This is a genomic window from Amycolatopsis sp. cmx-8-4 (assembly GCF_046548675.1).
GTDB lineage: Bacteria > Actinomycetota > Actinomycetes > Mycobacteriales > Pseudonocardiaceae > Amycolatopsis.
On sequence record NZ_JAEBDZ010000004.1, the window covers coordinates 428,600 to 450,274 of the forward strand.

A 21,675-nucleotide genomic window follows, 5' to 3' on the forward strand; every position below is an offset into this window, starting at 1 on the left:
GGGCACCCCGCGACGGGGCGCCGCACCTCAGGGAAGCGGCTCACCGCAAGGAAAGTCAACGGACCGAAGTCGCGTGTGGCGAGATCCGTCCGATTCCTGTCCGGTTACCCTGGCCTCGTGACGCGCTTCGGCATCGACGCCCTGACCGCGCTGCGCCTGGCCGAAGACCAGGTCGTGGTGGCCCCCGAGCACAAGCTCGTCGCCCCGAGCGTGCTGCGGTCGCACGCGATGGCGCACCTCTACGAAAGCGTCCGCCGGGGCGAGCGGACGGACCGCGAAGGCCTGGTCCTGCTGGAGCGCCTGGCCGGCCTGAAGATCCGCCTGCTCGGCGACCGCGTCTCGCGCTCGACGGCGTGGCAGATCGCCGCTCGGCTGGATTGGCCCGGCATCGGGATGGCCGAGTACCTGGCCGTCGCGAAGCTGCAGGCCGACCGGTTCGTCACCCTCGACCCGGCGCTCGCCGCGGTGGCGGACGAGTTCGTCCCCACCGCGGCGATCACCGAGCTGCTTCCCGGGTGACTCAGCCGGTCGTCGAGATGTCGTCGAGCTGCTCGGCCGCGGGCCGGACCGGGTAGAGGTCACCACCCGGCGGCGCCGGGACCTTCGGGAGCGCGGCCCGGGCCAGGCGGTCACCGGCGTCGGCGGCGGCGTGGACGCTGTCCAGGGCCGCGTACTGGGTGAAGTTCAGGTCCGGGTAGTGCCACTGCGCGGCGCCGCCGGTGGCCGCCGGGAGCAGGAAGTCGACGGCCTTGGTGATGCTGCCGCCCTGCGGGTTCCGGTAGCCCCACAGGTCGACGCCGGCGTGGCCGCCGATCTGCGCGAGCCGGGTCAGCGCGACCAGGTTGAACGTCGAGTAGTGGAACGTGCGGGTGCGCGCGATCTCCTCCAGCTGGCTGCCGTCGGCGGCGATCTGGTGGTCGATCCGGCCCGCCTTGGCCTTCTCGAGGATGTCCTTGGTGACGCCGCTCTGCCCGGTGTAGAGCGCGATCCCGGCCGTGAGCATGTCCATGAACGTGCCGTGGTTGTTCTGGGCCGCGGCCTCGTCCTGGCCGTACTGGCTGGTCCGCAGCCAGGTCAGGAACTCGCTCGACCAGCCCTTGAACGCGCCTTCGTCGGCCTTCGACCAGCCCGGCGCGCCGGTGCTCAGGATCGCGGCGGCGTCGAGCACCTGGGTGAAGGTGTAGGAGAACTCGATGATGCCGATCCCGCGCCCGTCGTTCTTGCACGGGATGCCCTGCGCGAAGTTCAGGTTCGGGTTCATCTTCGTGGCGGCGTCGAGGAACCAGGTGCGCAGGTCGAGCGCCGCGCGGCGCGCGTAGTCGGCCTTGCCGGTGTAGTACCAGGCCAGCGAGAGCTGGTAGATCGAGCTGAACGCCTTGAGCCGCTCGGCCTTGTCGGGCACGGCCGTCGTCTCGGGGTTGAGGACGCCGTCACGCTGCACGTACGGGCAGCCGAGCGGGTTGTCCGCGGTCTTCGGCCGGCTGGGCCACCAGTACGGGGCGAGGCTCAGGTAGTCGTGCTTGTCGCCGCTGGGCGGCACCCGCTCCTTGTCGGCGACGGTCCACGGCCCGGCCGTGACCGCGACGTCGGCCTGCTCGACGAGGTTCCCGAGCGACGTCTTGACGGTCCGGTCCCCGAGCAGCAGGGCGAGCTTGTTCAGCAGGAGGCGGTTCCCGTCGAGCACGACGGTCCTGGGCGGGCAGAGCCGTTCGATCCCGGGTAGCGAGCACACCCCGGCGGTCGTGGCCGGTGCGGCCGCGGCGATTCCGGACAGCGACCCGCCGAGGGTCGCCGTCACCACGGCCAGGACACCGAGACGGCGAAGGTTTCCGAGTGGCGACACTGCTACTCCGTTCACGTACATGAACTGATGACATACATGTGACGCTTGATTGGATACCTGAACGCCGGGCGTTGCACAAGGGTCCCCGTGCCAGGGTGTGGCTCGGGTTCGCCGGAAGCTCGACACTGGAGCCATGGACGGACGACGGCAGCTCGGTGAGTTCCTGCAGACCCGGCGCGCCCGGCTGCGGCCCGAGGACGTCGGGCTGGCCGGGTACGGGGACCGGCGGCGGGTGCCGGGCCTGCGCCGGGAGGAGCTCGCGCTGCTGGCCGGCGTGAGCGCGTCGTACTACGCGCGGCTCGAGCAGGGCGCCTCGCTCAACGCCTCCGCCGAGGTGCTGGACGCGATCGCCGGGGCGCTCGGGCTGGACGACGCCGAGCGCCGGCACCTGCACAACCTGGCCGGCCCCCGCCGCCGGCCCGGGAACCGCCGGCCGGCGCCCGAACGGCTCACCGCCGCGACGCGCCAGCTGGTGGCCGCGCTCGCGGACGTGCCGGTCGTCGTGCTCGGGCGGCGCGGCGACGTCCTCGCCTGGACCCGGACCGGGCACGCGCTCCACGCCGGGCACCTCGGCCACGGCGACCCGGACCGGAAGGGCGCCCGCCCCAACATGACGCGGCTGGTGTTCACCGACGCGCACACCCGCGAGCTGTACCCCGGCTGGGCGGCGAAGGCCCGCGACGTCGTCGGCAACCTGCGCCTGGCGGCCGGGCAGCACCCGGACGACCCGCTGCTGGCGTCGCTGATCGGCGAACTCTCGATGAAGAGCCCAGAGTTCGCCGCGCTGTGGTCGGACCACCGCGTCCGCGCCTGCGACGTCGGCGTCTACGAGATGCACCACGCGATCGTGGGCGCCATGACGGTCACCCAGCAGACCCTGCACACCGAGCAGGGGCAACGGGTCGTGGTCGCGACGGCGGAACCGGATTCGGCGTCCGCACACGCGTTGCAGCTGCTCGCCCAGGACGTCACCGCCCGGGAACCCGCCCGGCACTGAGTTCGGTTTTTCCCCGCACCGCACGGTTTTCACCCACCGCGCGTTCCTCGAACGCGCCGGAAAACGAAGGAACCATGAAGAAAACGCTCGTGACCCTCACCCTGCTGGCGACCCTCGCCACCGCCACTCCGGCCTTCGCCGCGTCGCGGAACGTCGTGCACTTCGACCTGACCGCCGGGCAGCAGCCCGAGAACGTCGCCCTGGAACCCGACGGTGCCGCCGACGTCACCTTCGCCGGCGCGCGGCAGGTCGCCCGCGTCGACCGGGCGGGCCGGACCCGGATCCTGGCGACGCTGCCCGCGCCCGCGACCGGCGGCGGCGCTCCCGCACTGGGTTTCCCGCTGACGACCGGCCTGGTCCGGACGCCCGACGGGACCCTGTTCGTCCTGTACGCGACCGGTACCGACGACCTGACCGGCCTGTGGCGGCTGCGCCCGGGCGGCACCCCGCAGCGGATCGCGGCGCTGCCCGGGAACGGGCTGCCCAACGGCCTGGCGTTCGACGGGCACCGCTTCTTCGTCACCGACTCGGTGCTCGGTACCGTGTGGACGGTGCCTTTCGGTGGTGGAGCGGCAAAATCCTGGTCTGATGCGGCCGAACTGGCCCCGAACGGCTTCCTCGGCGCGAACGGCGCCAAGCTCCACGACGGCGCCTTGTGGGTGACCAACCTCGACCGCGGCACGGTGCTGCGCATCCCGATCCGGCCGGACGGCCGGGCGGGCACCCCGCGGATCACGGCCACCGGTCTCGCGGGCATCGACGACTTCACGTTCACCGGCCGCGGCGACGAGATCCTCGCCGCGCTCGACAGCCCGAACAAGGTCGTCCGGATCGGCGCGGACGGAACCGCGTCGACGGTGCTGGACGCGACCGACGGACTGCAGAATCCGACGTCGATCTCGGTGCGGGGCAACGAGGTCTACGTGCTGAGCGCGGCTTATCTCACGCAGCAGGACCCGAACCTGCTGCGGACCGCGCTGCCGCGCTGCTGAGTGTCCCGGGCCGCGCCCCCGATTCCCGGGGGCGCGGCCCGGCTACGCGATCGCCGCCATCGCCAACCGGCGGGCCGCGACGTCCTTCGCCGTGCGCTCGAACGCCTTCACCTCGGCGCCGACGTTCCCGGCCAGGCGGGCCAGCACCACCCGCGTCGGCGGGCAGTCCGCCACCGGCACGCCGACGACGGCGTCACCGGCTCGGCTCACCGCGCCGTGGCCCACGACCGCCAGCAGCTGGCCGACGGCGACCCGGTCCACGATCTCGTCGAGCGGCAGCTGCGGGCACTCTTGCCGGAACGCGTCCTCGTGGCGGAGGTCGGCGATCGAGACCGCCGTCCGGCCGGCGAACGGGTGCGACGCCGGGACCAGGGCCACCGGCAGCTCTTCGGCGACGTCCGTCGTGACGAACCCGGCGAGGTCGTTGCTCGCGCAGAGCAGGGCGACGTCGGCGGCGCCACCGCGGACCGCGCCGACCTGGTCGGTGGTGAACAGCAGCTCCACCGGGTACGCGCGGGCGAACGCCTCGATCAGCTCCGACAGCACGCCGGCGGCGGTGCCCGAGCGCACCGCGACCGTCAGCGGCGACGAGCGTCCCGCCCGCCGGGCGCGCCGGGCCGCCCGGTCGACCGCGGCCAGCGCCGACCGGCTGTCGGCCAGGAAGACGCGGCCGGCGTCGGTGAGCGAGACGCGGCGGCTCGTCCGGTCGAACAACCGCACGCCGAGGCGCCGCTCCAGCCGCGCGATCGCCCGCGACAGCGGTGGGGCCGCGATCCCGAGCCGCTCGGCCGCGCGGCCGAAGTGCAGCTCCTCGGCGACCGTCACGAAGTAGGTCAGCTCGCGCGTCTCCAGTCGATCCATACCTCCAAGGTAATGATCAGGGGCCCGGACGGCATCGTTCCGCCGGTCACGTCGCGGTTGGCTGGAAGCACAGTCACCACCGACGAAAGGTCACCCCCGTGTCCGACGAACGCGCGGTCCAGGAAGTCCTGGCCCGGTACGTCCGCGCCACCGACCGGCGCGACGGCGCCGCCCAAGGCGCCCTGTTCACCGACGACGCCGTCGTCCGGATCTTCCAGAAGGCCGGCCCTGACCGGTACGAGCCGGTCGGCGAGCCGCTGACCGGCGGCGCCGGCGTCCGCTACGCCGTCGAGAACTTCATGGCCCCGCACCCCGAAGGCGGGTCCAGCCACCACGTCACCGCCGACCACCTGATCACCGTCGAGGGCGACACCGCCCACCTCAACGCCCAGTTCGTCGTGTTCGAGGTCCGGACCACGCCCGAACGCACGATCCAGGCCGTCGAGTCGGGGTACTACGACACCGAGCTGCGGCGCCTCGACGGCGAGTGGAAGATCGTCCGGCACCACGCGCTGGGCGACCTGCCGATGCGGGTCGTGCAGCCGTGAAAGCCGTTGTCCACCACCGGTACGGCGGTCCCGAGGTGCTGGAGATCGCCGAGCTGCCCGAGCCCGTGGTCGACCTCGACGGCGTGCTCGTGCGGGTGCGGGCCGCCGCGCTCAACCCGGCCGACCTCGGCGTGCGATCCGGGGCGCTGGCCGGGTTCCGCGCGTCCTACTTCCCGGTCGTGCCCGGCTGGGACGTCGCCGGGGTGGTCGAGCGCGCCGGCCCCGCGGCGCCCGAGTTCGCGCCCGGCGACGAGGTGATCGGCTACGTCCGCGGCGAGGTCGGACACCGCAACGGTGCCTACGCCGAACTGGTCGCCGCCGACGTCCGGACCCTGGTCCACAAGCCCGCCGCGGTGCCCTGGGCCGAGGCGGCGGGCCTGCCCCTGGCCGGGCTGACCGCGCTGCAGGCCGTCGACACCCTCGCGCCGAAGCCCGGCGAGACGCTGCTGGTGCACGCGGCCGCGGGCGGCGTCGGCTCGCTGGCCGCACAGCTCGCCGTCGGCCGCGGCGTCCGGGTGCTCGGCACGGCGTCCGAGGCCAACCACGGCTACCTGCGTGCCCTGGGCGTGGAGCCGATCCGCTACGGCGACGGTCTCGCCGGCCGCGTCCGCGCCCTCGCCCCGGACGGCGTCGACGCCGTCCTGGACACGGCCGGCCGCGGAACGCTGGCGGCGACCCCGGGCCTCGGCACCCGGGTCGCGTCGATCGCCGAGTTCGACCTCCCGGGCGTGACGCCGGTGTTCGCCCGCCTCGTCCCCGCCGACCTGCGCACGGTCGCCGAGCTGGCGGCGGCGGGAAAGCTCCGGGTGCGGGTGGCGCGGACGTTTCCGCTCGAGGAAGCCGTGGCGGCCCACCAGGTGCTGGCGGAGGGACACGCACCGGGCCGGCTCGTCCTGATCCCCTGACGTCGCTCACTCGGGCTACCTCCGCGGTCCGGTTCGGGCCGGGTGACGGCGCACCGGGGACCGGTCCCCGGCCTGGTCGGCTACAACGGGGTGCACCGGCGTGCTCCCGGTGGGGGGTTCCGACGGCGTGGGGTTCCGACGGCGTGGGGGTCCGCCGGAGCCGCGCCGCAGGGGGCACCCTGACCGGCGTGTCCCACCCTGTACCCCAGCGGGGCGGGACCGCCCGGCGCGGGACCGCCTGCCCTTCACCCGGCAGGCGGTCCCAGCGCTGACTCCGGGCTCAGCCGCGCGGCGCGGCGCCCGCTTCCCGGAGCCGGCGCAGGCCCACGGTGACGACCGCCGTGGCGACGACCAGGTGCATGAGCATCAGCCCGACGACGTTGGCCGCCGTCGCGCCCGCGGTCAGCAGCAGGACGTCCGGGATCCAGGTCAGCACGAGCGCGCCCGGCACGATGACGCGCAGGGCCCGCGGGAACCGCTGGGCGAGCACGGTCCAGCCCACGACGCCGAGCACGAACCCGGCGATGGTCGCGGGCAGGTAGGCGGCCGGGCTGAGGCCCATGCCGATGCCGCCGTCGTCGAGGGCGGCCGCCGTGAGCCCGATGGCCGTGTTGAGGGCCGCGGCGGCCAGCGCGGCGAGGCCGTACCGGAGAGCGACGGCCGAGGTCAGGGTGGCTGCGGTGGTGATCATCGCTTCTCCTTGGGTTGCGTGTGCAACCCAAGGTAGGTTGGGTTGCGTGTTAAAGTCAAGCGGTGACCGAGCACGAAGACGCGGTGGAGTGGCTCGACGACGACCAGCACCGCGCGTGGATCAACCTGGTGAAGGTGCTGCTGACGCTGCCGGGGGCGCTGGAGAGCCAGCTCCTGCGCGACGCCGACCTCACGCTGCTCGGCTACATGATCCTGGCCCGCCTGTCGGCCGTCCCCGACGAGACGCTGCGGATGAGCGAGATCGCGGAGATGGCCAACGGGTCGTTGCCGCGGATCTCGCACGCGGTCGCGCGGCTCGAGGACCGGGGCTGGGTGACGCGGACGGTGTGCACCGGTCAGGGCCGGCGGTTCACCGTCGCGACCTTGACCGACGCGGGCCGCGCGCACCTGGGAGCGTCGGCCGCCGGGCACGTCGCCACCGTCCGCCGGCTGGTCGTCGAGCCGATGGGCGCGGACTTCGTGGGGCTGGGCGAGGCGGTCGAGCGGATCGTTCAGGTGCTCGGGCTGCCCACCGCGTCGCTGAAACCGTGATGGCGCATGGCGATCTTGTGCGGCCGCGGCCGGCCGGTCTCGCGGAAGCCGAGCCGCTCGTAGAACGCCCGGGCGCGCGGGTTGACGTCGAGGACCTCGAGCACCACGCCGCGGCCGCGCGACGCCGCTTCGGCGACCAGGGCCGCCACGACGTGCGCGCCGACGCCGCGGCCCTGGTGGTGCGGCTCGAGCTCGATCCGGCCGAGGACGACGTCGGTCCCGGTGCCGTCGACGACCAGCACACCGGCGTCCTGCCCGTCGACGGTGATGATCTGCGTGCGGTCCGCGTCGAAGGTCTTCTCGTGGTAGGCGCGCTGGACCGGCTCGTCCCAGCCCCAGATCGCCTCGACGTACTCGCCGAGCGCGCTGCGGTGCAGCTGAAAACAGAACTCGTCGTCGCCCGAGCGCACCTGGCGCAGCCCGGCCTGGCGCGTCTTCCGGCCCATCACCGCTCCCCGAGGATCCGGCGGGCCCGGGCCAGCACCGGCTTGTCGACCATCTTCCCGTCCACAGTAGACACCGAATCGCCCGCGGTGACGACCCGGCGGGCCCAGTCCACCTCGTCGCCGGTCGGGGCGAACCCGGCGCGGACCGGCGCGACCTGCTTCGGGTGCACGCAGAGCTTGCCCGCGAAGCCCATGCGCCGCGCGTAGCGGACGTCGGCGGCGAGCCGCGCTTCGTCGTGCAGGTCCGTGGTGACGCCGTCGACCGGCGGCGCGAGCCCGGCCGCGGCCGACGCCACGACCAGCCGCGAGCGCGCGTAGGCGAACGGTTCCGGGTCCTCGGGCGCGACCCCCAGCTCGGCGGCCAGGTCGACACCGCCGAACGCCAGCCGCGTCACCGACGCCACGGCGGCCAGCTCACCCGCGCGTTCGACGCCGAGCGCCGTCTCGACCAGAGCGACCACCTCGCCGAACCCGGCGAGCACCCCGGGCGTCTCGGCCTTCGGCACCATGACCGGGACACCGTGCCCGGCCACCAGAGCGGCGTCGGCGTCGAACCAGGGCGTGCCGGGAGCGTTGATCCGCACCATCGCCCGGCCGCCGCCGGCGAGCCAGGCGGACACGGCGGCGCGGGCGTCGGCCTTGTCCGCCGGGGCCACCGCGTCCTCGAGGTCGAGGACGACGACGTCGGCGCCGCTCGCGACGGCCTTGCCGAAGCGGTCGGGCCGGTCGCCGGGCACGAACAGGAACGTCGTCGCGGCCACCTTCGCCTCCCGTCGGGTGCGGTCCGGCGAAACGCCGGCCGACCGTGTCTCACTGGTCGTGACGACGATATCCCGACCGCGGAGGACGGCCGGCTCGCGCGTCGACGACGGCGCCACGACCGGGTGGGTCCGCCGGTTCCACGACGCGACCGGCCTGGTGTGCTTCCCGTACGCGGGCGGGTCGGCGAGCTTCTTCCACCCGGTTTCCGCGCGCTTCTCCCCCGGCACGAGCTCGCCGCGCTGAGCGCCAAGCCGACGGTGTTCGGCCACGACGAGCTTCCTCGCCGACCACCAGGCCGACGTCGACGCGGAGCTCGCCGGGCACCTCGACGCGCTGCGCATCAGCCGACCGGCGCGATCGTCGCCCCGGCCACCGGCGGGCACGTCAGCAGCCGGTGCACCGACGGGTCGGCCGCGGCCGGGTCGAGCAGGGACGCCAGCAGCCGCACGGCCGCCCGCCCCATCTCGCGGCGCGGTACCTCGAAACCGCTGATCTCGAGGCCCGGCGGGTCGCCGGGCGGGCGGCCGAGGACCGCCAGGGAGACGTCGCCGGGAACGGAAACCTCGGCCTCGCGCAGGGCCCGCCACGTCGCGTGGAACACCGCGCCGGTGTCGGTCTCTTCGACGACCAGCGCCGTCACGCCGTCTTCGAGCCAGGCGGTGACGTCGGCCGCGGTGAGGTCCGTGCCGTCGGTGCGGACGACCGTCAGCGCCGCGCCCGCGTCGGCCGCCGCGGTGCGGACGCCGCGCTCGCGGTCGTCCGACGACGGGGCCTCGTCCGGCTCGCGCAGGTAGCGCAGGCGCCGGTGGCCCGCGCCGACCAGCCGCGTCACCACCTCGGCCGAGGCCGACACGTAATCCGCGCCCACGTAAGGGATCGTGCCGCCCAGCTCGGTCCGGCGTCCGATGTAGACGATCGGGAAGCCGCTCGCCATCAGGTCACCGACCGCGGCCACCGGGACGTGCCGGCCGAGGAACAGGCAGCCGTCGGCGAGCCGGGTGCGGCGGATCCGCGTGTGGTCGGGCACCGCGCTCGACGCGGTGAACATGATCAGGTCCTGGCCGAGCTCGGCCGCCTCCGCCTCGACGCCGGCCAGGATCGGGTAGTAGGAGTCGGCGACGTCGATGGGGAACGCCGGGGTGAAGGTGTAGACGCCGAGCAGGTTGTTGCGCGCCGACGCCAGCCGCGTCGCCACCGGGTCCGGCACGTACCCCAGCCGTTCGGCGGCTTCCAGCACCCGCAGCCGGGTGCGCTCGGAGAGCCGGACGCCGGTGCGGTTCCCGCCGAGCACCACCGAGACCGTCGCCTGCGAAACCCCGGCGACGCGCGCGATGTCGGCCTGCCTCGGCGTCCGCCGCGCCCTGCTCATCGGTACCTCGCTCGGTTCGCCTCACCTCGGGTCAACTGACTCGGTTCAGTTGCCAGCGTGCGGCGCGCGCGAAGGCCCGTCAACGGTTTTGCCCGAAACTCCAGCGAACCTGTCCCGACCGTACTAATACGTATTACTCCATTGACTTCGCCGTTCGGCACGTGCCACCGTCGCCGGACGCGAACACTTCGAAGGCGAAGGAGCGGCACCATGTCCCTCACTCGACGCGGCCTGCTGGCCGGTGCCGCCGCACTCGGCGCGGGCGCCCTCCTGCCGGCGCCCGCCCTCGCGGCCCCGGCCGGTTTCCCCGACTACCGCTACCAGCGGCTCGCGCTGGTGAAGAGCAAGCTCAAGTACAACCCGACCGGCGAGCTGATCTTCCCGTGCATCCGCGGCACCGCGGGCCGCATCCCGAACGCGCTCGCCGCGTACTACCTCTACTACGCCCCGCACGACGCGCCGGGCGGGATCTGCCTGGCCTACGCGAACACCCTCGACGAGGAGTTCACCGAGTACGCGGGCAACCCGATCATCAAGAACTCCTGGCCCGGCGAGTACTCGGTCAGCCACGTCTCCTCGCCGCACGCCCTGTGGAACGACGACGTCAAGCGGCTCTACCTGTACTTCCACGGCGAGAACACGGTGACCCGCCTCGCCAGCTCGGCCGACGGCATCCACTTCACCTACGAGAAGGAGGTCCTGTCCACCCGGCTGCAGCCCGCCGGCACGACCGAGACGTCCTACGCGCGGGTGTTCCGCCAGGACGTGCCGGCGAAGAACGCCCGCTACGTCATGGTCTTCATGCTCAACAACACCACCAACCACCGCGACATCGGCTGGGGCTGGTCACCCGACGCGCTGAACTGGACGTTCTCCCAGACGCCGCTGGTGAAGCACACGGACGTCGGCGCGAACGACATCGGCGGCCCGCACCTGCTGAACCGCAACAACAGCACGTACGTCGTCTACAACACCGACATCGCCCACGGCGGCAACCTGATGATCACCGAGGTGGGCAACGACTTCTCGAAGCGCAACCACCTGGGCGTCTTCCACGATTCGCTGAGCGGAGCCCCGGACAACGGCCGCAGCGCGGCCCCGAGCTTCGGCACGTACCAGGGCCACGAGTACATGATCTACGAGGCGGGCGAGCGCCTGGCGGGCAACATCGCCATCGCCCGCGCGATCTGACCCGAACCGGTGACCGCCGTCCACCGTTGACATGCGGTGGACGGCGTTCCCGGGCGCCTAGCTCGGCTGCTGTTCCTTCTTGTCCTCCTCGGCCCACGCGGCCTCCGCCTGCATCTGGATGTCGGTGAGACCGCGGTCGACCTGGACGATGTCCTTGCCCGCCCAGCCCACGAAGTTCTTCGAGCTCTTGGCGTCCGACAGCGCCTTCAGCATCGGGTAGTAGTCCGGCGCCTTCTTCTTCAGCCAGTCGTCGACGAACTTCATCTTGCTGTAGCTGTCGCCGAACTTGGTCTTCAGCCAGTCCTCGTGCTTCTTGATCGTCGAGATGTCCTGGTCGCTCAGCTTCGACTTCGGCGACGGCGGCTTGGGCGCGGGCGGCGGGTCCGCGGGCTTCGGCAGGGGCCGTGAGAAGTTCGGCGTGGTGCCGTCGCCCGGGGGCCGGGTGCTCGGCGTGGCGCCGCCTCCGGGCGGGCCGTCGTGGGTGACCGCGGTGCCCGGCGGCGGCAGCGGCCGCGAGAAGTTCGGCGTGGTGCCGTCCCCCGGGGGCCGGGTGCTCGGCGTGGCGCCGCCTCCCGGCGGGCCGTTGTGCGTGACCGCGGTGCCCGGCGGCGGGGGCAGCGGCCGCGAGAAGTTCGGCACCCCGCCACCGTGCGGCGGCAGGTTGCTCAGCTCGTGCCCCGCACCGGACGAGCCCGGCTTCCCCTTGACCAGCTTCGACAGCCCGGTGAGCCGGGCCAGCGTGCGCCCGGCGTAGGCGACGACCTTGGCGAGCTTCGCCATCATCGCCGCGACCTGCACCGAGACGGTCGCGACGCACTTGGTCACCCCGACGGCGATCGACGCGCCGAAGGTGGGGATGGCGAGCGCCAGTGCGATCAGCATCGTGGAGATGATGTCGCCGAGGATCGTCGTGATGATGTCGCGCAGCAGCGAGCGGACCGCGCCGATCAGCGCTCCGGTGGTCTCGACCATGTAGCCGGCGACGTCGGCCGCCTTGGCGTTGGCGTCGATCCAGCCCTTCCGGTCGTTGATCGACTTCAGGAAGCTGTCGTAGCCCTTGCCTTCCCACTGCGTGATCGTCGCCTTGAGCGTGTCGTCGAGCGAGGTGCCGGTGTTGCGCAGCGACTCGCCGATCTTGTGCAGCTCGTTGGCGACCTTCGTGACCTCCGCGGGGTTGCCCGCGACCTGGTCCAGCGGCCACTTCAGGAACGAGACGTGCTCGATCAGCCAGCCCAGGCCCGCCGCGATCAGCTTCGCCAGCGGGTCCATGACGAACGCGACGGTGTCGAGCGCGGCGCTGATGACGTTGATGCCCAGCTCGACGCTGACGGCCGCGAGGTCGCCGCCGTGTTCGGTCTGGACCTTGCCGATCGAGTCGCCCACCTGCTTCCAGCTGTCGAAGACGCCGGCCCCGGTCGTCGAATTCGATGCCGTGATGGGAACGGTCACTTGCCCAGCTCCGTTTCGAAGGTGCGCAGCCCCTGCGCCGTGTTCGCGTCGTGGGTCGCGTACGTTTCGGCGGCCTTCTTCACGTCGTCGGCGGACTTCCCGATGTCACCGACGAGCTTGGTGATCTCGCCCGTGATGACGCCCATCGTGATCCGCGAGGGCACGGCGAGCACCTGCGCGAGCAGGATGCCGAACGCGGCGTTGTCGAACCCGTTGGCCGCCTGCATCCGGTTCGCGGCGTCCTGCACCGCCGGCTGCGTGGTGCCCGACAGGAACTGGCTGAACTTCTGCAGCTCGGCCGGGTCGACCGAGAAACCTGCTCCGGAAACCACTGGTTCTCCTCCGTACTACCAGGGATTGCTCTCGCCGTCGTCCTCGTCCGGCGTGGACCGGGGACGACGACGCGGCGGACCTTGCTGCGGCGACTGCGGTGGCGGCGGAGGTGGCGGCGACGGGCGCTGCGGCGGCGAGACCGGCCGCGGCGGGCGGGGCTGGGCCTCCTGCTCCGGCATGAACTTGCCGCCGTTGCCCGGTTGCGCCCCTTCGTCCGGCTCGGGCGCCGGCAGGAACTCGTCCAGCAGCTCGCGGGCGGCCGAGCTTTCGCCCACCATGCCGCTGAACGCGTCGGCGACCTCGGCCGACACCTTCTGCTGCGCGCGGCCGATCAGCTGCATCACCAGGCCGGACAGGGCTTGCGGGGGACGCTCGTACGCGCGGGGACCGAACCGGAGCTCCTGCAGCACCCCGCTCGGGCCGACGGTCACCGAGACCGCGCCGTCCGGCGACCGCACGGAGGCGACGGCGGACTGGAGCCGTTCCTGGGCCGCCGCGGCTTTGGCCTGGAGTTCCTCGAGATCGGCGTTGAACGCGGCCAGCGGGTCGCCGTCGCCGGGGGGCACTGACTGGGTCAATTTGTCCTCGTCGCGAGAAAGTTCGTGAACGAGTGAAGTCAATCAGTGCTCATTTAACGTCAGGTGACACGGACAGAGCCGCCAGCTGAACGCAGGAAGTGAGGCTCACTCAAGAGAAGACGTGCCGCACCACCACGCCGACCAGCCGCTCCCGCGGCACGAACCCGTAGTGCCGGGAATCCCAGCTGGTCGGCCGGTTGTCGCCCAGGACGACGGTGCAGCCGGGCGGCACCACCGCGCCGGCGAGGCCGTGGACGTCCGGGTCGGCCCAGCCGGCCGGGACGCGGTCGCCCGCCACCGCCACCACGCGCTTGAGCAGCAGCTGCTCGCCCGCCGGCGCGCCGCTCGGCAACCGCGGGTAGCGCAGCAGGGCCACCCGGCCGCGCCGCGGACGGCGGGTCCGGCGCACCAGGACCCGGTCGCCGGACGCCAGTTCCGGGGCCATGCTCGCACCGTCCACTGTGGTCAGGATCAGCAGCAGGCGGGCGGCGACGGCGCCGCCCGCGGCCAGCAGCACGGCGAAGACCAGCGCTTTCACGGCACGGCCTGGTAGCCGTCGGCCTGCAGGCGGAACAGGCGCGCGTAACCGCGGCCGCCGGCGAGCAGGCTCTCGTGCGTGCCCAGCTCGCTGACCCGGCCGTCCTCGAGCACGGCGATGCGGTCGGCGTCGCGCACCGCGCTCAGCCGGTGCGAGATGAGCAGGCTCGTGCGGCCGTGCCGGTGCTCGCGGATGCGCGCGTGCACCTCGTGTTCGGCCTCCGGGTCGAGACCCGAGCTCGGCTCGTCGAGGATCATCAGGTCCCGGCCCTCCCGCACGAGCGAGCGGGCCAGCGCCAGGCGCTGCCACTGCCCGCCGGAGAGCACCACCCCGGTCGACGCGTCCTCGGTGTCGGTGCCGATCTCGAAGATCCGGGTGAGCGGCGTGTCGTACCCGCGGGGCAGCGCGGCGATCCGGTCGTGCGCGCCCGCCCGCGTCGCGGCGGCCACCAGCCGGGCCCGGTCGGTCATCGCGGCCGGCTCGCCGAGCCCGATGTTCTCGGCCGCGGTCATGTCGTAGTTCATGTGGTCCTGGAACACGGCGCTGATCCGCTCGCGCAGCGACGCGGGCGGGATCTCGCGCAGGTCGACGCCGTCCCAGAGGATCCGCCCGCGCGTCGGGTCGTACATGCGGCACAACAGCTTCACGAGCGTGCTCTTGCCCGCGCCGTTGAGGCCGACGAGCGCGACCGCCGCGCCGTGCGGAAGGGTGAGGTCCACCCCGCGCAGCACCCACGGGTGGTCGTCGCTGTAGCGGAACCAGACGTCGCGCAGTTCGATCCCCTGCCGCAACGCGGGTGCCGGGCCACCGGAGCCGCTCGGCAGATCCGGTTCCGCGCGGACCACGGCGACGTAGTGCGCGAACGACAGCAGCCGCGCCTGGCCGTTGGCGATCGCCGACGCGAGCGTGCCCAGCGCGGCCTGCACCCCCGCGACGGCGGCCACGAACATCGAGACGTCGCCGGCGCTGAGCGACCCGTCGCGCGCCGACGTGATCGCCCACCAGAGCCCCGCACCGGCGACCGCCGCGCTCAGCGCCGTCAGGCCGCCCATGGTCCGCAGCTCCCGTTCGTCCATCCGGCGCCGGTCGGCGTTGGCGCTGCGGCGCTCGTCCATCAGCCGGGCGCGCAGGAACGCCCCGATGCCGAAGAGCCGGATCTCGGTCGCGGCGGGGATCCCGGTGAGCAGCTGGCTGTAGAAGAACTCGCGCCGGGCGAACCGCTCGACGCGCCACTCCACCGCGGCGCGGCGCCGGGCCAGCAGGAGCTCGGCGAGCAGCGCGGGGATCGCGGCGGCCAGCACGACACCGGTCATCGCCGGGCTCAGGATGAACAGCGAGCCGAGGAACCCGGCCAGCGAAAGGGTTCCGCTGAGCGTGCCGCCGACGCCGTCGACGATCTCCGGCATCCGGCCGCAGCTCTCCTGGGCCAGCCGCAACCGGTCCTGGTAGGCGGGGTTTTCGAAGGTGCGCAACCCGACCTGACGGCCCAGCGCGGCGAACAGCCCGTCGGTGGCGACGGTGCTCGCCGCGCGGCCGATCTGCGCCCGGACGTAGTGCACGACCACGGGCAGCGCGGCGACGGCGAGCCCGGCGCACGCCAGCGCCACGGCGAGGCCGCCGACGGCGCCGGTGCGCGAGACGAGCCGGTCGAGGACGAGCTTGGTCAGCCAGGCGGTGGCGATCGGCGCGGTGGCCGCGGCCGCCGTCATGACCAGCAGCCCGGCCAGCCGCGCGGGGCCGGACCGCCACAGCAGCACGGCGGCGGCCGCGGCCGCGTCGCGCAGCCGGCCCGCGACGATCCGCCGGTCGGGTTCGCGCACCCTCACCGCCCGGCGGGGACGGTCAGCTCGGGCACCCGGCCCGCGGTCGCGACCACCCGCCCGTCGGCCACGACGTACAGCGCGGGCGTCCAGGTGTTGCGGAACGCGGCGGCGACCGGGCCGCCGTCGAGGTCCGCCGGCACCACCCGGGCGACCTCGGCGAGCGCGCGCACGGTGTCCGCGTCGTCCCCGCCGACGACGGCCAGGACGCGGTCGCGGCCCTGTTCGCGGGCGTAGGCGAGGAAGTCCGGCAGGGTGTCGTGGCAGGCGGGGCAGTCGGCGGAGAAGAACGCCACCGTGCCGTCCAGCGTGGCGGTGGTGAGCGGCTCGCCGTCGGTCGTCGTGGCGGCGAACTCGCCGATCTCCGAGCCGGGGCGCAGCGCGAAGGGAGAACCCGTCGTGGCCTGGGCCCGCATCCGGCGCAGGATCCCGACGGTCAGGAGCAGGTTCACCAGGCACAGCAGGCCGAGCAGCACCAGGGCGGCGACGACGAAGGGCATCAGGAACTCCTTGCGAACACGACGGCGATGTCGTCCATCGCGATGACGAGGACGGCCAGCACCCCGCCCGCCGCGACCGCGAGGGCGGCCCCGGCGACGGGGGGCAGGTGCTCCGGCGCGAAGGCGCCGAGGACGGCGAAGCAGAGCAGCACGGTGTTGCGCGCCAGGTGACGCGGGCCGACCGGGGTGTCGGCCGCGCCGAAGCAGCGGCACGACGCGGGCCGCCCGCGACGCAGCGCCGTGCCGATGGCGGCGGCGAAAGCCAGTAGCAGCAGCGAAGCGAGGACGAAGCCCGCCGTCGCGGTGGCCGGCACGACCACGAGCACCGCGGCGCCCGCTTCGGCGCCCACGACGGCCACCGCCACCGGCACCACGGCGTTCGCGGGCATCGGCACCAGCGCGGGCACCGACCGCGCGAACCCGCGGAAGTCCCGGAGCTTCGACACCGACGAGGCGGCGAACACCACGGCGATCAGCGTCGCGCAGGCCGCACGGAGGTACTCCACGCCTCTCCTTTCCCATGGGCGGTGCCCGCTCGCGCGGACACCGCCCGGTACGTTCGGGACCGGTTCAGCAGGTGCTGCGGATCTTGGACCATTCGCAGCCGGTCTGCGGGCAACAGAACCGGTACCAGTACCCGGGGTGGCCCGCGCTGTTGCAGAAGTAGCCGCCAGCGCAGGCGGAGGCCTGGGCATTGGGCACGATCCGGTCGAGCACGCGGTCAACGAGGCGCCGCATGGTGTCTCCCTTCGACGGTGGGTGTCCGGCGTGGCGCGGAGCCGCTTTCCGTGGTCCCGCACCGGCCGCGAGCATCGCCGCCACGGGCGACCCGGGCAGCAATCCCGGACGAACCCGGACGCCCCCGCTTCCCCGACCGCCCGGCGCGTTGCGGCCGGGGCTTCACCGCTTCCCCCACCTGCAGCCAGCTCCGGCCCCCGAGCCGACCCGTGGGTGCGAGAGCCGACCCCGCAGGCACGCGAGCCGACCCCCTGGGTACGCAAGCCGACCCTCCGGGTACGCGAACCGACCCCGCAGACACGCAAACCGACCTTGCCCCGGCGCATGTCTCGCGCGAGCGGGGACGCATCTCGCGTGATTGCGCGCGTGTCTCACGTGATCGGGGGCGTGACTCGCGTGATTGGGGGCGGATCTCGGCCGCCCTGAACCTTGGTGACCTCTGCCTCGGACGGTCGGCCGAGCCGCGGCGGCGGGTGGCGAGCGGGCGTCAGCCGCCGGTGGGGACCGGCCGACCCGTGGCCTCGGTGATCTCCGCCGGTTCCGGCAGGCCCAGCTCGCGGTGGTGGTCACGGGCGGCGAGCCAGTGCTGCCGGGCACACGATGGGTCGCCCATCGCGGTCCAGGCCCGGGCGAGGCCGAGGTGCGCGCGGGCCGCCTGGTGCAGGCTGCCCAGGTCCACCGCCATCGCGAGCGCGGACTCGTGCGACACCCGGGCCTGGCCGGTGCGGCCGAGGTCCAGGGACACGTCCGCGAGGCACAGCAGCGCTTCCAGGTGCAGGTCGCGGTCGCCCGCCTGCTGGGCGATGGCCGTCGCGCGGCGGAAGAAACCGCAGGCTTCCTCCGCGCCCCGGCCGGACCGCAGGTGCGTGTCGCCGATGTTGAGCAGGGTGCGGCCCATGTCGCTCAGGTCGCCGGTCTGCTGGTCGATGGCGAGCGCCTTCAGGTGGCTCTCCAGCGCCTCGGCGTAGCGGCCCAGCCGGCCGTGGACGTAGCCGAGGTTGGTGAGCGCGGTGCGTTCGCCCGCCCGGGCGCCGATCTCGCGGGCCAGGGCCAGCGCCCCCTGCAGGAACCCGGCCGAGCGCGCGAAATCGGCGTTCCAGGAGGCGATCGCGCCCAGCGTGCCGAGCGCGCGGCACTCGCCGGAGCGGTCGTCGGCCCCGCGGAAGCAGTCCAGCGCCTGTTCGGCGAACCGCGTCGCCACCTCGTAGCGGCCGACCTGGCTGTGGGTGGCCCCGAGGCTCACCAGCGCGTGCCCGCGGGCGACCGGGTCCGCCGACTCCGTCGCACTCGTGTGCAGGGCCAGCGCTTCCCTGATGTAACCGCCGGTCTGCAGGTACCGGAACAGGATCCGCGACAGCAGTCCGGCGTGGCCCGACGCCACCCCGTGGAGGCCGGCGCTGACCAGGTTGGCCCGTTCGGCTTCCAGCCACGCCGCCGCCGACGCCCGGTCGGTCACCGGCGGGATCGGCAGGCCCGGGTCGGGGACGTGCGGCCGGTGGTCGCGCACGCGCGGCGCGTAGTGGTCCATCGCCGTGACGGCGGCGAACGCGTAGTAGTCGAGCAGCCGCGCCAGCGCGGCCCGGCGGCCGGCGGAGACGTCCTCATCTTGCGCCCGCGCCATCCCGAACGCGCGGATGAGGTCGTGCAGCTCGAACCGGTCCGCCTCGCGGCGCCGGACCAGGCTCGCGGCGGCGAGCCGGTCCGCGGTCCGGGTCGCCTCGTCCAGGCCGGTACCGGTGAGCGCGGCGATGCCGTAGACGTCCAGGTCCGCGCCCGGGTGCAGGGCGAGCAGCCGCAGGGCCCGCTGTTCCGGCTCGCCGAGGTGGTCGTAGGACAGGCTGATCGACGCGTCCACGGCGTCGTCCAGGCGCAGGTGCGCCCGCCGCTGCTCGAGCCGCTCCAGGTGGTCGGCCAGCAGCCACGACCGGTGGGCCGGCGCGGTCATCCGCAACGCGGCCAGCGTCAACGTGAGCGGCAGGTGGCCGAGCTCGGCGGTGATCCGCCGGGCCACGCCGGGTTCCTGGTCGACCCGCTGCGCGCCGACGGTGCGCCGCAGGTAGGCCAGCGCCTCGTCCGGGCTCAGCACGTCCAGCCGCACCTGCGCACCGGCCGGCCCGGGCAGGGCCAGGCGGCTGGTGACGAGCACCGGGCCGCCCCGCGCGTCGGGCAGCAGGGGCCGGACCTGCTCCTCGCTGTGGGCGTTGTCGAGGACGACCAGCAGGCGCCGCCCCGCGGAGCGTTCCCGGTAGACCCGTTCCTTGCCCGGCAGGTCGGCGGGGACGGCGTGCCCGGGCACGCCGAGCAGCCGCAGGAAGGAGTCGAGCACCGCGGCCGGGTCCACCGGCGGCCGGTCGAGGTCGGGGTGGAACCCGCGCAGGTTCACGAAGAGCGCGTTGTCGAACCGGCCGGTGCGCAGCAGCTCGTGGCCGACGTGCACGGCCAGCCCGGTCTTGCCGACCCCGGCCATGCCCGCGATCGCCGACACCTGCCCGCCCGCGGCGGCGCCGAGCACCGCGCACAGCCGCGCGAGCTCCGCCCGGCGCCCGGTGAAGTGCGGGATCGCCTCGGGCAGGCCGAGCTCGGCCTGCACGAAGGTCGCCGCCTCCGCGCGGCTGCGGACGACCCGCAGCATGTCCTGCCACTGGGCGACATAACCCGGGTCCGGGTGCAGCACCTCGACGACGGCCAGCACCAGGTCGGTGTTGGGCCGGGCGCGGCCGGTCTTGAAGCAGTCGGCGACCGTCGTGCGGGCGGTGCGCTCACCGGGCGGGCGCCCGGCCGCCGTCCAGAGCCGGTTCACCCGCTCGGCGATCTGCGCGTACGACGGGTCGCCCGCCCACGTCTTGAGCAGCCGCAGCCGGGCGATGAGCTCGGCCAGCGTGCGCGCGTGGCCGGGATCAGGTGCTTCGGTGAACGCCATGGCGCCCAATGGTGGCCGCGATTCGCCGCAGCGGCCACGGATTTGCCGCAGGGTGTCTGTCCGCAAGCGACCGGTTACGCAGGCCCGGCCGCCCATCCGAGATCAGTGTTCTCGCCTTCTCCGGAGAAGGAACGATCCCCATGACCACGACCACTTCCACCACGTTCGCCGGCGTGGCGGCTCGTCCGGCGTGGACACCAAGGTCGGCCCATGGTGACCCCGCGGCAGTCGGCGCGTGAACAGATGATGCGCGACGTCGTGCGCGTCGGCCGGGAGCACCTGAAAACGTTGCTCCCGGCCGATCTGAGCTCGCCGACGAGGTAGACGCCGCCATCGAAGCGGCGACGCGCCGATCGCACCGGAAGCGGCTCGAGGCGGCGGTGCTCGCCGCGCGGGCCTGGGCGGTGCGCGAACCGTCCCGGTTCGCCCTGCTCTACGGCACGCCGGTGCTCGGCTGCCAGGCGCCCGGCGAGCAGGCGGCGGGGCCGGGGACTCGGGTCGTCGCCGCGCCCGGCCGGCTGGCCGAGGACGCGTGGCGCACGGGCAAGCTGCGCAAGGTGGACGCCGCGCTCAGCCGGCCGGTCCGCAAGGAAGCGTTCCTCCGCGACCACGTCGCCGGCCTCGCGGACACCATCGGCCTCTGACCGAACCCCGCCGGATCCGGCGGACCTGGCCACCGCGCCACAGGTGAGGCACCATGCGACGCTGCCCGGCCGGCGCGGGGCCACCGGGCGGCTGGTCCTGGTCGTCGACGACGACCCGCGGGTGCGGACCGTCGTGACGTGGCAGCCGGAGGCCGAGGGGTTCCGGGTCGCCGAAGCCCCCGACGGCACCGGCCTTACTTGAGCACGCTGACCGCGCGGGCGATGACCAGCAACGACGTCAGCAGCGCCGCGACGCTCTGCACCGCCATCAGCACCTTCGCGCGCGAGGACAGCGGCATCGTGTCGGTGGGACTGAACGCCGTCGAGTTGGTCACCGACACGTACAGGTAGTCGAGCAGGGCCGGCACCCAGTCGGACTTGACGCTGGAGCCTTCGGCGACCTCCTCGACGGTGTCGGCGTTCTCGTCCTGCGAGAAGCGGAAGTCGGCCAGCGGCAGGTCGGCCCGGCCGGACTGGGTGCGCTTGACCGGGCCGCCCCGGTCCAGCTCCCAGTAGGCCAGGCCGAACGCGATCACGTTCGTCAGCCACACCTGCAGCGCGCCCAGCAGCAACGCCTTGCCGTCGCCGGCCGTGCCGGCGACCAGGTCGTGGATGAGCAACCCCAGCGCCCCCAGGTTGCTGAGCGCGACGACCGCGACCAGCGCCAGCGACAGCACCCGGGAGAGCCGGGTCTGCCGCGTGACGCGCCGCGGGTTGATCGCGATCAGCGGCACCAGCAGCGCGATCTCCAGCGCGGGCACCACGAACCGCGGCGCGACCAGCAGCTGTTCCGGCAGCGCCAGGTAAAGCGCGATGGCCACGAGCGTCGCGACGGCGGCGGGCAGCCGGGCCTCGCCGCGGCGCTGGTGGCGGGGATGACGGGTATGGGCCTCGGCACGGTCGGCTGACATGGCGGCGGCTGCTCCTCGCGGACGGCCGCTGACCGGCCCTGTTCGTCGGGGCGCCAGCCTAACCTCCGGAACGCCCTTACACCGCACA

25 protein-coding genes are annotated in these 21,675 nt (G+C 73.6%); 9 read left to right on the plus strand and 16 right to left on the minus strand.

Annotation, left to right across the window (positions count from 1 at the left end; all coding sequences use genetic code 11):
- The first annotated feature begins 117 nt into the window (after positions 1 to 117).
- On the plus strand, positions 118 to 519 hold the full coding sequence (locus tag ACLJQZ_RS11130; RefSeq protein ID WP_410619921.1) for a hypothetical protein: 402 nt from the start codon (positions 118 to 120) through the stop codon (positions 517 to 519).
- 1 nt (position 520) lies between these two features.
- On the opposite strand, the gene ACLJQZ_RS11135 is transcribed toward ACLJQZ_RS11130, so the two are convergent.
- Entirely contained in the window at positions 521 to 1,843 is a 1,323-nt protein-coding gene (locus ACLJQZ_RS11135; protein WP_410619922.1) for an alginate lyase family protein, read from the minus strand.
- 133 nt (positions 1,844 to 1,976) lie between these two features.
- Here ACLJQZ_RS11135 and ACLJQZ_RS11140 point away from each other — a divergent pair, with 133 nt between their 5' ends.
- Together ACLJQZ_RS11140 and ACLJQZ_RS11145 are read left to right on the plus strand one after the other, a co-directional pair.
- Positions 1,977 to 2,840, plus strand: a complete 864-nt coding sequence (locus tag ACLJQZ_RS11140; RefSeq protein WP_410619923.1) for a helix-turn-helix domain-containing protein — start codon at positions 1,977 to 1,979, stop codon at positions 2,838 to 2,840.
- 74 nt (positions 2,841 to 2,914) lie between these two features.
- Entirely contained in the window at positions 2,915 to 3,832 is a 918-nt protein-coding gene (locus ACLJQZ_RS11145) for a hypothetical protein (RefSeq protein ID WP_410619924.1), read from the plus strand.
- Positions 3,833 to 3,874: 42 nt separating this feature from the next.
- Here the strand turns inward: ACLJQZ_RS11145 and ACLJQZ_RS11150 are convergent, their stop codons facing one another.
- Entirely contained in the window at positions 3,875 to 4,693 is an 819-nt protein-coding gene (locus ACLJQZ_RS11150; RefSeq protein ID WP_410619925.1) for a LysR family transcriptional regulator, read from the minus strand.
- Positions 4,694 to 4,791: 98 nt separating this feature from the next.
- Here ACLJQZ_RS11150 and ACLJQZ_RS11155 point away from each other — a divergent pair, with 98 nt between their 5' ends.
- Both ACLJQZ_RS11155 and ACLJQZ_RS11160 read left to right on the plus strand, forming a co-directional pair.
- Positions 4,792 to 5,241, plus strand: a complete 450-nt coding sequence (locus ACLJQZ_RS11155; protein ID WP_410619926.1) for a nuclear transport factor 2 family protein — start codon at positions 4,792 to 4,794, stop codon at positions 5,239 to 5,241.
- Complete coding sequence (locus ACLJQZ_RS11160; RefSeq protein WP_410619927.1) at positions 5,238 to 6,146, plus strand: NADP-dependent oxidoreductase; 909 nt, start codon at positions 5,238 to 5,240, stop codon at positions 6,144 to 6,146. Before ACLJQZ_RS11155 ends, ACLJQZ_RS11160 begins: the two co-directional genes overlap by 4 nt.
- Before the next feature lie 280 nt (positions 6,147 to 6,426).
- Here the strand turns inward: ACLJQZ_RS11160 and ACLJQZ_RS11165 are convergent, their stop codons facing one another.
- A complete protein-coding gene (locus ACLJQZ_RS11165) occupies positions 6,427 to 6,837 on the minus strand; it encodes a hypothetical protein (RefSeq protein ID WP_410619928.1) in 411 nt (136 codons plus the stop codon).
- Positions 6,838 to 6,899: 62 nt separating this feature from the next.
- On the opposite strand from ACLJQZ_RS11165, the gene ACLJQZ_RS11170 reads away from it, so the two are divergent.
- Positions 6,900 to 7,388, plus strand: coding sequence for a MarR family winged helix-turn-helix transcriptional regulator (locus tag ACLJQZ_RS11170; RefSeq protein ID WP_410619929.1), 489 nt, complete (start codon positions 6,900 to 6,902; stop codon positions 7,386 to 7,388).
- Here the strand turns inward: ACLJQZ_RS11170 and ACLJQZ_RS11175 are convergent.
- The 3 genes from ACLJQZ_RS11175 to ACLJQZ_RS11185 form a co-directional block, all read right to left on the minus strand.
- On the minus strand, positions 7,349 to 7,834 hold the full coding sequence (locus ACLJQZ_RS11175; protein ID WP_410619930.1) for a GNAT family N-acetyltransferase: 486 nt from the start codon (positions 7,832 to 7,834) through the stop codon (positions 7,349 to 7,351). The genes ACLJQZ_RS11170 and ACLJQZ_RS11175 overlap by 40 nt on opposite strands.
- Entirely contained in the window at positions 7,834 to 8,595 is a 762-nt protein-coding gene (locus tag ACLJQZ_RS11180) for an HpcH/HpaI aldolase/citrate lyase family protein (protein ID WP_410620012.1), read from the minus strand. The genes ACLJQZ_RS11175 and ACLJQZ_RS11180 overlap by 1 nt, the downstream gene beginning before the upstream one ends.
- 341 nt (positions 8,596 to 8,936) lie before the next feature.
- Positions 8,937 to 9,965, minus strand: a complete 1,029-nt coding sequence (locus tag ACLJQZ_RS11185; RefSeq protein WP_410619931.1) for a LacI family DNA-binding transcriptional regulator — start codon at positions 9,963 to 9,965, stop codon at positions 8,937 to 8,939.
- A 210-nt stretch (positions 9,966 to 10,175) separates the two neighbouring features.
- On the opposite strand from ACLJQZ_RS11185, the gene ACLJQZ_RS11190 reads away from it, so the two are divergent.
- On the plus strand, positions 10,176 to 11,156 hold the full coding sequence (locus tag ACLJQZ_RS11190) for a hypothetical protein (RefSeq protein ID WP_410619932.1): 981 nt from the start codon (positions 10,176 to 10,178) through the stop codon (positions 11,154 to 11,156).
- A 57-nt stretch (positions 11,157 to 11,213) separates the two neighbouring features.
- Here the strand turns inward: ACLJQZ_RS11190 and ACLJQZ_RS11195 are convergent, their stop codons facing one another.
- The 9 genes from ACLJQZ_RS11195 to ACLJQZ_RS11235 all read right to left on the minus strand — a co-directional run bounded on the left by ACLJQZ_RS11195 (position 11,214) and on the right by ACLJQZ_RS11235 (position 20,032).
- Positions 11,214 to 12,605, minus strand: coding sequence for a proline-rich domain-containing protein (locus ACLJQZ_RS11195; protein WP_410619933.1), 1,392 nt, complete (start codon positions 12,603 to 12,605; stop codon positions 11,214 to 11,216).
- Complete coding sequence (locus ACLJQZ_RS11200) at positions 12,602 to 12,937, minus strand: hypothetical protein (protein ID WP_410619934.1); 336 nt, start codon at positions 12,935 to 12,937, stop codon at positions 12,602 to 12,604. The genes ACLJQZ_RS11195 and ACLJQZ_RS11200 overlap by 4 nt, the downstream gene beginning before the upstream one ends.
- 15 nt (positions 12,938 to 12,952) lie before the next feature.
- Entirely contained in the window at positions 12,953 to 13,516 is a 564-nt protein-coding gene (locus tag ACLJQZ_RS11205; protein ID WP_410619935.1) for a YbaB/EbfC family nucleoid-associated protein, read from the minus strand.
- Between the two features lie 109 nt (positions 13,517 to 13,625).
- Entirely contained in the window at positions 13,626 to 14,054 is a 429-nt protein-coding gene (locus ACLJQZ_RS11210) for a S26 family signal peptidase (protein ID WP_410619936.1), read from the minus strand.
- Entirely contained in the window at positions 14,051 to 15,874 is a 1,824-nt protein-coding gene (locus tag ACLJQZ_RS11215) for an ABC transporter ATP-binding protein (protein ID WP_410619937.1), read from the minus strand. Before ACLJQZ_RS11215 ends, ACLJQZ_RS11210 begins: the two co-directional genes overlap by 4 nt.
- 2 nt (positions 15,875 to 15,876) lie before the next feature.
- Positions 15,877 to 16,374, minus strand: a complete 498-nt coding sequence (locus ACLJQZ_RS11220; protein WP_410619938.1) for a TlpA disulfide reductase family protein — start codon at positions 16,372 to 16,374, stop codon at positions 15,877 to 15,879.
- Entirely contained in the window at positions 16,374 to 16,880 is a 507-nt protein-coding gene (locus tag ACLJQZ_RS11225) for a MauE/DoxX family redox-associated membrane protein (RefSeq protein ID WP_410619939.1), read from the minus strand. Before ACLJQZ_RS11225 ends, ACLJQZ_RS11220 begins: the two co-directional genes overlap by 1 nt.
- Positions 16,881 to 16,944: 64 nt before the next feature.
- The gene (locus ACLJQZ_RS11230; protein WP_410619940.1) at positions 16,945 to 17,112 is read right to left on the minus strand and encodes a hypothetical protein; all 168 of its coding nucleotides are present in this window, start codon (positions 17,110 to 17,112) and stop codon (positions 16,945 to 16,947) included.
- A 487-nt stretch (positions 17,113 to 17,599) separates the two neighbouring features.
- Positions 17,600 to 20,032, minus strand: coding sequence for a tetratricopeptide repeat protein (locus ACLJQZ_RS11235; RefSeq protein ID WP_410619941.1), 2,433 nt, complete (start codon positions 20,030 to 20,032; stop codon positions 17,600 to 17,602).
- A gap of 380 nt (positions 20,033 to 20,412) precedes the next feature.
- On the opposite strand from ACLJQZ_RS11235, the gene ACLJQZ_RS11240 reads away from it, so the two are divergent.
- Positions 20,413 to 20,676 (plus strand): TetR-like C-terminal domain-containing protein, encoded by a 264-nt coding sequence (locus ACLJQZ_RS11240; protein ID WP_410619942.1) that lies wholly within the window; start codon positions 20,413 to 20,415, stop codon positions 20,674 to 20,676.
- A 43-nt stretch (positions 20,677 to 20,719) separates the two neighbouring features.
- Positions 20,720 to 20,878, plus strand: a complete 159-nt coding sequence (locus ACLJQZ_RS11245) for a response regulator (protein ID WP_410619943.1) — start codon at positions 20,720 to 20,722, stop codon at positions 20,876 to 20,878.
- Here the strand turns inward: ACLJQZ_RS11245 and ACLJQZ_RS11250 are convergent.
- The gene (locus ACLJQZ_RS11250) at positions 20,871 to 21,587 is read right to left on the minus strand and encodes a hypothetical protein (protein WP_410619944.1); all 717 of its coding nucleotides are present in this window, start codon (positions 21,585 to 21,587) and stop codon (positions 20,871 to 20,873) included. The genes ACLJQZ_RS11245 and ACLJQZ_RS11250 overlap by 8 nt on opposite strands.
- Between the last annotated feature and the right edge of the window lie 88 nt (positions 21,588 to 21,675).

What these genes read in the sequence shown, in the direction of transcription:
- ACLJQZ_RS11140 (WP_410619923.1), top strand. Translation starts at nt 1,977, where the DNA reads ATGGACGGACGACGGCAGCTCGGTGAGTTCCTGCAGACCCGGCGCGCC.
- ACLJQZ_RS11145 (WP_410619924.1), top strand. Translation starts at nt 2,915, where the DNA reads ATGAAGAAAACGCTCGTGACCCTCACCCTGCTGGCGACCCTCGCCACC.
- ACLJQZ_RS11150 (WP_410619925.1), bottom strand. Translation starts at nt 4,693, where the DNA reads ATGGATCGACTGGAGACGCGCGAGCTGACCTACTTCGTGACGGTCGCC.
- ACLJQZ_RS11165 (WP_410619928.1), bottom strand. Translation starts at nt 6,837, where the DNA reads ATGATCACCACCGCAGCCACCCTGACCTCGGCCGTCGCTCTCCGGTAC.
- ACLJQZ_RS11175 (WP_410619930.1), bottom strand. Translation starts at nt 7,834, where the DNA reads ATGGGCCGGAAGACGCGCCAGGCCGGGCTGCGCCAGGTGCGCTCGGGC.
- ACLJQZ_RS11185 (WP_410619931.1), bottom strand. Translation starts at nt 9,965, where the DNA reads ATGAGCAGGGCGCGGCGGACGCCGAGGCAGGCCGACATCGCGCGCGTC.
- ACLJQZ_RS11190 (WP_410619932.1), top strand. Translation starts at nt 10,176, where the DNA reads ATGTCCCTCACTCGACGCGGCCTGCTGGCCGGTGCCGCCGCACTCGGC.
- ACLJQZ_RS11220 (WP_410619938.1), bottom strand. Translation starts at nt 16,374, where the DNA reads ATGCCCTTCGTCGTCGCCGCCCTGGTGCTGCTCGGCCTGCTGTGCCTG.
- ACLJQZ_RS11230 (WP_410619940.1), bottom strand. Translation starts at nt 17,112, where the DNA reads ATGCGGCGCCTCGTTGACCGCGTGCTCGACCGGATCGTGCCCAATGCC.
- ACLJQZ_RS11235 (WP_410619941.1), bottom strand. Translation starts at nt 20,032, where the DNA reads ATGGCGTTCACCGAAGCACCTGATCCCGGCCACGCGCGCACGCTGGCC.
- ACLJQZ_RS11250 (WP_410619944.1), bottom strand. Translation starts at nt 21,587, where the DNA reads ATGTCAGCCGACCGTGCCGAGGCCCATACCCGTCATCCCCGCCACCAG.